Below are 7,810 nucleotides of genomic sequence, written 5' to 3' on the forward strand. Positions count from 1 at the left end.
CAGTTCGCTTATTTGGTTTTAGCCGCACAAGACGGCGGCTCTGGCGGGATCAATGGCGACCAAACCGGACAATAGTGAGTCCATCTCTGCCGTCAGACGCGCTTTGTCACTTTCACTACGGTTGGCTTTTAAACGCAGAAGCTTTAGCCGTCGCGCTTTGACTTCAAACAGCAGTTCAGGCTCCCACTGTTTGAGAGTGAGAGAGTGCGCAGTCGTATTCAACTCGCCAAGCAAATGCAGCGCGAGATCGTTGCGCCCACACTGTTCCGTCAGACGGGCCATCAACAGCTGGCGTAACCAACGCTGTCGACATGAAATAATACCAGGTCGAGCCTGAAGCCAGGCGAGCGCTGCTTCAATGCCTTCGCTGTCCGCGAGCGTCAGGGCCTCGCTTTCAAGCAGCAGGATATCGTCATCCTCTCCGACGCAGGCCGCCGCGATTTTATCCGTCTGCCAGTCGCTTTCCTGCAACACGTCACGGGCTATCCATTCACGCGTGACGTCATCAGCAAAGGGCGTTCCGTCATTAAATGCCAGCGTTTCCAGACCCGGCATCCGATGCAGCAGCATTTTCAAATCGCTGATGATAATGGCGGCATGTTTATCCCATGGCGATCCCGCCCTGGTTAACGCCTGATGAAGATACCACTGCACGTCCAGCCAGAAATGATTCACTCCCTCAGCAAATAAGCTGTCAGTTAGCTCAATCAGTTCAGTCCAGCTTTGCTGTAAATACAGACGCTTGAGCTGGGCGCGGTAATCACTTTTAGGGGGTACCAGGCGTGTACGTCCGGCGCCATCTGGCGGTGGAAGTTGGTTAACCGTATCGAGCCGCACGCTTTTCATCAAATGATGCGCCGCCAGCCAGCCGTCCGGCTGATCGCTCAGGTATTTCGCCAGTACCCGTGCCTGCTCCAGCAGCTCACGACCAGAGGCAATACTTTTTAGGACGGGAGTTTCTGCGCTGTGCCGACCGGCTTGCGGACTGACATTTTGTGGAACCAGTGCCTGAGCGCCGCCAGACTGTGCCAGACGATTCTCCAGCGCGCTATACAGTGCCCCAAGCCCGGGACGAATGCTCTCCTCTCGCTGACTAAACTGCTGCTCCAGCAGCATCAGCGCACCGGCGATCCGCTGTGCGTCAGGCCGTGAAACTTCGGGGAAACGTGCCAGACTATCCAGCATCCGCCCGCCTGCCAGCCATTCAAGGGCGGCCTTATGGCTATTGGCCCTTAGGGGATGGAGAGAATTGCCATACTGCTGCATCAGGCCAGCCAGCAAAATCAGACCATCCGCCAGGCCGGACTCGCCATCCTGATGCAAACGCGCCCAAGTGTAGTAGGTGACAACACGGACATCCTTACAGGTGTGGATCAGCAGTTTTTCCGCAAGCTCAACGATGAGATCCGTTTGTGCGCCAGAAAGTTTATTCACCTCCTCTCGCATGAGCTGAAAATCATCGTCATAGCCGGGATCTTCCCCGCCCGGGTTGGCTGCGGAAACGGGCAATAACCAGTTTTGCCATAGCGCAGTTTGCGTTTGCGCCTGTTCCATCAGCTGCTGTTGTTCATCTGGCGAAGCCGTGCTGGCGGCCAGTAGACGTTGCAGAGCGCTCATTATTCTTCCTCTGAGTGGGACTGGCTGATAACAAAAATGGTTTCTGGTAGTTCGAAATCGCGGAGTTTGAGCAATGCGAGCGGGCCTTCACCTGCTTCCGTTCGCAGGGTGTAGTTCAGCGGCAATCCATCCTGCGCAGTCCAGTGCAGGTTAAAGCCGCTGCTCACGCCGGCGTTATCGCTGATCTCCGCTTTCTCAAGCAGTCTTATCCAGCCCCAGGTGCCGGGGTTATCTGAGTAGATTCGGGTTCCCGTATTCGTACTCACCCAGCTTAGGGTGGCCCCTGACGCTTGCGTATCGGCTGGCCAGACAAGGTTTTTCCAGGCTGGCATCTGATTAACGTAGGTGAGTTTTTGCCCATCCAGTACGAGAGCGGTTTGCATCACATCCCGCGCCGTTCCAGGGCGCAGTTCAAAACGCATCCCAGCTTCTCCACGAATAAATGCGACATCCGCAATCTGACTGAGCTGGTCCATCGCCTCAAGGAAAGCCGGATTAAACTCCAGCCCCTGCGCATTCACTGTATCAGCAACCCAGTGGCTGCCCTGTTTATGCAATACGCCGCTTAAATGGCTCTCGAGAAAATGCGGGATCCGACCATTATCGCTTCGCAGATATTGCGCCAGCAGCGGCAGAGAAGCCTCGCTACCGACATCGCGAAACGGATAACGTCCGCCGAAAGCACTGTTCCAGTCATTCACAATCAGCGCCTTCCATTGCGCATTCAGGCCCGCTGCGGTTGGTTGCAACACCTGCTGCCATGACTGCTCCAGCGGCTGAACAAACATAGTTTGACCAAATCCACTCCATGCCTGGCCTAAGCTTGCCGCTACCAGATTGCCATAGTCACGCGTGGTGGTGAGATCGACGGTTTTGCCCTGAAACACCGTTTGCGCCAGGGCCTGACTCATGCCTTGTGGATCGGCAGCGTTAGTAATCTGCTGGAGTTTCAGCCTGACCTGCGTTACCCGGGTCAGGTAGGTTTGCAAACTCAGATGGCTGATATCCTGCCCGCCCGATTGTTCATCCATCAATGCCAGGATTGGCGAGAAGGTACTCGCCATAGGGCCTTCTTCCCGCGCATGCTGGTCAATCGTCTGATTTTCTTTGGTGTTAAACAGATCCTTTGCCGACTTCACCAGTGAGTCCGACAGCGCTTCTCCGGTTAACCCTGTGCGTCCCTGAACGGCGAGCGTATTCATTAGCGCAACCAGAGGAGACTGACGGATATCTGCAATCAACGTGAGCTGATCGATGGCATCACTCAGCGTTTGGGTGCGCTGCCAGCGAATACTGTTGAGAAAATCCAGCCAGCTGTCGGCAAAATCCGTGAAGTAACGCTCGCTAAGACGCGCCTTTAAGGCCTGTGGAGAGAGAGGGTCGCTTGCAGAATGCGTATCATCTCCCAGTACCTGATCCATTTCTTCCCGGCGGTTGTTGACGATTTTCTCTATGGCGGGCAAAACCTCCTCTTCCCAGGCTTTGCGGGTATACACGCCAGCAACCGAATTCCGGGTATAAAACACGTGATCTGCCCGGGTATCGCCGGTCATGTCTTCCAGACGAAGTTCGGTGTAATGCGGAGTCACCTGTTCAATGATTTTCTGATACAGAGCAGCTTCGCCATTGCGGATCCCCATCTGACGAATTAACAGCGTTCGCACCTGGTTAATAAGATTTTTATCCGCTGTTATTTTCCATTCAGGATGCGCCTGAAGGTGTTCTCCCCAGAATTGCCAGAGTCCTGGCCCAACGCCCTGCCATGATGCGCGCGAAATACCCGCGCGATCCGGCCAGTCTTGCATCAGCGCCTGACTAAAAAATGATGCATCCATCTGCTCAGGCCGGGAGAGCATCAGATACATTTTCAGCTGGTTGTAGGCGATCTTTGCCCGAGCGACAAACTGTGAGCTGTCTGGAGCCAGTCGAGTTAACGCCGTTAATTCCTGAGTGAGATGTTGCGCGGCTTCATCACGCAGGAGCGGAATAGCGATACGCGTATAACGCGGCCATAGCGCATCCAACAGAGCATCATTTTGGCTTAAGCCGAAGCGGTAGTACCACGGTGCCCCATTCAGCTGACGCCAGCGAAGCATGCCTGGGGTTTGCTGAAGCGCGGACAGCGCCGTAAGACGCTCGGCGAGCGGTTCATCCGCACCACCTGCCAGCCTGGCCTGATCCAGACTTTCGCCGATCAGATTGCGATTCGCCAAAAAAGAGACCACCATCCCCGCGCCCCATAGCAGCATCAAACCAGCGGTACCGACTGCCAGCACTCGCATCCCTGAACGGCCTGTGCGCTGTGCCTTTAGCTCAGCAGGTAACGCAGGGAGCGAATCAAGCAGCGCGCGCCAGCACTCATCACGCATCCAGGCATGCGCCACGCGCGATGAAGTATTTGCCGCATACTGGCTCATGATTACCGCCGCCAGCGGTAGAGGCCGATGCGGGCTGAAAAAAGTGGACAACGATTCGCTGATGGTTTCTGCGTTTTGCGTGAACGCATTCGCCATTTTCAGTAAGAAGTTATCACGGATATTGCGCGTAACCTGCTGCGTACCCTGCTCCGCCATCTGCATTGCCAACGAGGTCAACTGCGAACGACATAAAGCCGTGGTGCATCCTGCAGGGAACAAACATGTCGCAGAGTGCAAGGTTACGTCATCCCGGACGAATTGAGCGCCATGCAGCGACCAGAGGTATAACGGCACTCGCCAGCGAAGCGTGGTAAAAACAGCCTGAAGATGGCGGGCTGCATTATCTATTTGTTCTGCGGTTAAAGAGACAACAGGTGCCGATTGAACCAATGAATCCTGGTGCTGAAAAGTGGGGGTTACCCATACAATCCCATCCAGCGGGCGCCGATGCAGCTTGCGTATCGCATCAAACAACGAAACATCTGGCGGTTCAGTGAGCGTACCTCCCCAGATTAACACCACGCCATCCCCTTCAGTCCAGCGCAGAGAGGTGAGTTTTGGCACCAGTAGCTCAACCTGAATGACATCCCCCATTACCAGCAGGATATGCGTTTTGGCGCGCCAGCGATAACTGTAATTTGCCTTGAGTACATCACGAATTTCTCCTATCAGCATATTCCCGGAGGGCGGTTCCTCTATTCGGGACTCTTTGTCCGGAAAAACTCCATCGTTTTCCTCTTTTACCCGAAAAAGGTGCTCCTTGGCATAAATGTTGATAAGTGGATACCAGCGAACAGCAATAATCAAAATTACCGTCAATATACCTAAGATAACTTTTTTCGTAAGTGAATCAGCCCCCAGGAGATCACCATAGCGCCTAACCAGCCATGTCAGCACCGCCAAAAATGCCACAATTAAAACAAGCAGACTTCCCCTACGCCACAGATGGCTTGTCGTATTCATTATTGCTCCAGGGTAAAACGGTGCAGATATATGGTTGTTCTTCCTGAACAGAAACGACTAAATATGACTCTAAGTTATGCTTTGACATATCAGCCGCCACGCCAACGCATAGCCAACCGGAAAATGGACCGGGGATCCCCATAAATCTTTCAAGAATAATTTTGTTTTCAACCTGCCAATGAGCGCCATGATTGTGACCAATTGGGTAGAGTTGCGCACTCAACAAATCAATTAACTGGCCATCAGACACAATGTTTTTTGTATTTATCGCGCTTACCTGAGTAGTAAAAAAGGTGGTTAAATCTTGAGGTAAACACGCTTTATCCAGAGGCATTGGACGTAGAAAATGGCACTTACCGTTGAGCCCATAAATACGCGCTACGTCATCGCTGGTTAAAAGAAAGACAGCCATTCCATCAGAATAATTCTGATGCCCGTTAAATTGTAAAACCAGAACAAGATCGCTCCTGACTTCTGCATTTTTCAGGTTCGCTTCCAGTCGATAAAAAGGAAATTCCATTTCTACTCGTACAGAGGAAGGTTGTGGCCTGCCTGGGAAACTTGTCTGCCAGATGCTATGAAAGTTATTTTGCAGTAAATGCCGTTCTTCCGTTGAACCATCGGTGATGAGTGTTACATGCAAAGGAATGGCTATCGGTAATATACTCAGAGATTCAGCAATACTGTTCAGCAAAACAGTCACTGCATTGTCTTGATTTTTGACATTAGGTAAATAGTCAATACGATGAGCTAAACCACATTTATTCTCAATATTTGTGGGATTACCTGCAATAAACGAAACGGTAATTTTCTCTGGTAACACTACGCAGCTATTCATCACGACAAGTGAGCGCTGCCCCCAGGACTGCCATTCACGCTGAGAAATCAATATTTCTTTTTGCAAAAATTCATAATATTCAAGCGCCCGCCCATATAAATATGCTCTAATACTGGCAATTATTAACCACAGGAACGTTGGAAAGAGTGAAACCAGCCAGATGTTGACATCATTAATAAAGAATAGATGTTCTGTTGCATGCAATACAAAAAGTAAGATACTTATTATTACTGATAATATACCAGCCAGTGCCCATCGCCAGAGAGAAAGAGGTTCAGGCGCTACGGGCGTGATAATTCTATGGCGTTCCCAGCCCATGATTTCACCCTATTAATGCTTCTGGCGCACTTGAAATAACCTGACATCCACACAGACTATGGCATCCATCGACAACTATCGGTACACCATCAGAAAACCATTCTGGCGAACCTTCAATAATAGGATTAATACCATGGAATGGTATCGGACAACTAACCATATCCCCCAGAAGTACTACTTTTCGTCCCTGGACAAACATCGTGGAAGACGCAGATATTACACTTCCACCATGAGTCGTTTTATCACCAAGCAAAACAAAACCTTTTGACATAATTAACCTCTTAATAAGATAAGTATTTAAAATTTATAAAGTTATTCATAATGATTAGACAACCACACCAATCATTCAAGATAAGAATTGTATTTAGTGCGAATGTAAACATTGAAGAACTAGAAATACCTGGCATAATCCCATATTAAATTTATTATTACACTTTTTTACCAATAGTCTCTACTGAGTGTTAATGCTAGTTTACTGCTACCTGGCGTTCACGGCTGATTTTCTGCAGCCGTTCGAAACTGGTAAAAGGGTTGCCGTATTCGACATAGCCATCCGGATAAACCAGTTTTACCTGTTCACCAAGTTCTATTAAAATCAAATATAACCATAATCAATTTTAATTTTTGAAACCCAGTGAATGATACCCTTCTCCCCACTGCGTTCACACCTCTTCCATGAGGTAGTATTTTCTATGTTAATAACTTTTATATAATATATTAACTTCCCGATAACCTTATTCTTTCGAGGGACGCCTGAATTTCTTTTGCATGTTCTATAGAATAGAAAGTAATGCTAACAACAAAAAGATCAGAATTATAAACAAATAAAACAGCTATATTTTGGTACCTGTTGATTTTGTTTGGTTGGTTTTGCTTTGCTTTGCTTTGCTTTGCTTTGCTTTGCTTTGCTTTATAGGGAATTAAACCTTGATCATAAATATTCTGATATGATTCTCCAATTTTCTTTATCAGCTTTTCAAAATTTACAATCATTTCCCACCAAGTCGTTTTTTCTCCAGTGCCACCTGGATTTCTTTGGCGCGTTCCAGTGGGTAAAACGTCACACTTTCCACAAAGAACTCTTTATTATAACTAAATGAAGCGACTATATTTTGGTCAGAAACTAATAATGAATAAAATTCCTTTACCCCCCTATAGAGAGTCATTACGACTTTCGCATCAACATAAATCATTGGCATCCCAAAACGTGCACGAACCCACTCCTGGGTCATCACAGACTCCAAACCAAATGGCATTCAATTAGGGAAAACCCAGTCGGTTTTCCCTTCATCCTCTAATTTTAGCGATATTTCTCTAAACTCCATATCAGGTTTATTAGCAAAGACCAAAAATAGTCCTTCACGTTTCATTTTCAATATAGCCTCATCATCATCAATAGCACCATATGGTTTAGTCTTATAGGGAATTAAATCCTTTTCAAAAATATTCAAGTACGGCTTACCTAACTGTTTTATCAATTCTTCAACGTTAATATTCATTTAATATAGCCCCGTTTGTCGGTTTAGCTCATGGCCATCTGCCAGGGGATGCTGACGGGAACGTCATCCGCCAGTAACTTCCCACCAAATACATAGGTAAGCTTTTTGCCATGAGTGATTTTTATATACTCATTATAATCTTTATAGGTGACCTTATA

Annotated in this window: 5 protein-coding genes and 1 pseudogene; all 6 read right to left on the minus strand. The window is 48.6% G+C overall.

The features are described 5' to 3' along the window. Nucleotides 1–18 precede the first annotated feature (18 nt). The 6 genes and pseudogenes from tssA to ACU8YC_RS15750 all read right to left on the minus strand — a co-directional run bounded on the left by tssA (nt 19) and on the right by ACU8YC_RS15750 (nt 7,652). On the minus strand, nt 19–1,617 hold the full coding sequence (tssA, locus tag ACU8YC_RS15725; protein ID WP_446895522.1) for a type VI secretion system protein TssA: 1,599 nt from the start codon (nt 1,615–1,617) through the stop codon (nt 19–21). Continuing rightward, nucleotides 1,617–4,997, minus strand: coding sequence for an ImcF-related family protein (locus ACU8YC_RS15730; protein ID WP_446895523.1), 3,381 nt, complete (start codon nt 4,995–4,997; stop codon nt 1,617–1,619). The genes tssA and ACU8YC_RS15730 overlap by 1 nt, the downstream gene beginning before the upstream one ends. Further along, a complete protein-coding gene (locus ACU8YC_RS15735; RefSeq protein ID WP_414438252.1) occupies nt 4,969–6,153 on the minus strand; it encodes a hypothetical protein in 1,185 nt (394 codons plus the stop codon). The genes ACU8YC_RS15730 and ACU8YC_RS15735 overlap by 29 nt, the downstream gene beginning before the upstream one ends. Before the next feature lie 4 nt (nt 6,154–6,157). Further along, a complete protein-coding gene (locus ACU8YC_RS15740; protein WP_151218381.1) occupies nt 6,158–6,424 on the minus strand; it encodes a PAAR domain-containing protein in 267 nt (88 codons plus the stop codon). A 446-nt stretch (nt 6,425–6,870) separates the two neighbouring features. After that, complete coding sequence (locus ACU8YC_RS15745) at nt 6,871–7,146, minus strand: DUF6392 family protein (RefSeq protein ID WP_446895524.1); 276 nt, start codon at nt 7,144–7,146, stop codon at nt 6,871–6,873. Further along, nucleotides 7,143–7,652: pseudogene (locus ACU8YC_RS15750) on the minus strand (DUF6392 family protein). The gene ACU8YC_RS15745 and the pseudogene ACU8YC_RS15750 overlap by 4 nt, the downstream one beginning before the upstream one ends. Nucleotides 7,653–7,810 lie beyond the last annotated feature (158 nt).

It is taken from the genome of Citrobacter sp. VF227 (genome assembly GCF_052950715.1).